Genomic DNA, 1,214 nt, shown 5'->3' with positions numbered 1-1,214 from the left:
GGCCAATCATGCGCCGCATCTGCGCACCATGACCGAAGGCGGCGTCTATGGCGCGACGCCGGTCGGCGGCCTGCCCTGGGGCATCGAGTGCAACCGCATCTCCACCAACGCCACCAGCTTCACCTCGGCGATCGATGCGCTCGGTTTCCTGGTCGCTTCAGGACGATGCGACGTCGGCGTGATCGGCGCGGCGCAGGTCGACAAGTTCGGCAACGTCAATACCACCGGCATCTGGGACGACGACATCGGTCCCCACTATCGCCCGCCCAAGATCCGCCTGCCCGGCGCCGGCGGCGCCAACGACATCGCCTGCGGCGCCAAGCGCTTCATCATCATGGTGACGCACGAACCCAAGCGCTTTGCCGAGAAGGTCACCTATCTGAGTTCGCCGGGCTATCTCGACGGCGGCAACGCCCGAGAGCGCTTCGGCTTCGTCGGCGGCGGACCATCAGCGATCATCACCACGCTGGGCATCCTGCGTCCCGATCCGGAGACCAAGGAATTTCAGCTCGACGGCTGGTTCGCGTTCTCCAGCGTCGACGAGATCAAGGCGCACACCGGCTGGGACCTGAAGGTGTCGCCCACCGCTCACATGATCGCCGAGCCGACGGCCGAAGAGCTTGCGAACCTGCGCAAGGTCGATGAGACCGGCGCGCTGCGCAAGCACTAGCGCGCCCGACAACGAGGACTTCCGATGACCGACACTCCTTACGTGCTGCGCGCCGACGATGATGGCATCACCACGCTGACGCTGAACCGGCCCCAGGCGCGCAACGCGCTGTCGCAGGGAATGCTGGCGGCGCTGCGCGCGGCGCTGGCCGACATCGCCGCCGACGCCAGCGTGCAGGTGCTGATCGTCGCGGGCTCCGGCCCGGCCTTCTGCGCCGGCCATGACCTGAAAGAGCTGCGGGCCGGCAACTACGACCCCGGCTATGTGGATCGCCTGTTCGCTGCCTGCGCCGAGGTGATGCAGGCCATCGTTCACCTGCCGAAGCCTGTGATCGCGCGGGTCCACGGCGTCGCCACTGCCGCCGGCGCTCAGCTGGTCGCCAGCGCCGATCTCGCCTTCGCCGCTGACGATGCGCGGTTCGCGACGCCGGGCGTGAACATCGGGCTGTTCTGCTCGACCCCGATGGTGGCGCTGTCGCGCAATCTCACGCGCAAGCACGCGATGCAGATGCTGCTGTCGGGCGACCTGATCGACGCCGACACCG

The 1,214-nt window shown here is 67.8% G+C and carries 2 protein-coding genes; both read left to right on the top strand.

The annotated features are described in order from the left end of the window. Window positions 1-670, top strand: a 670-nt coding sequence (locus tag DYI24_RS26850) for a CoA-transferase subunit beta (protein WP_164574488.1), incomplete at its 5' end; no start/stop codon positions are given. A gap of 24 nt (window positions 671-694) precedes the next feature. Continuing rightward, on the top strand, window positions 695-1,214 hold a 520-nt coding region (locus tag DYI24_RS26845), incomplete at its 3' end, for an enoyl-CoA hydratase-related protein (RefSeq protein WP_164574487.1).

The sequence above is a fragment of the Rhodopseudomonas sp. BR0C11 genome, assembly GCF_010820945.1.
GTDB lineage: Bacteria > Pseudomonadota > Alphaproteobacteria > Rhizobiales > Xanthobacteraceae > Rhodopseudomonas > Rhodopseudomonas palustris_H.
This window is presented reverse-complemented; position numbering and strand designations above follow the sequence as displayed.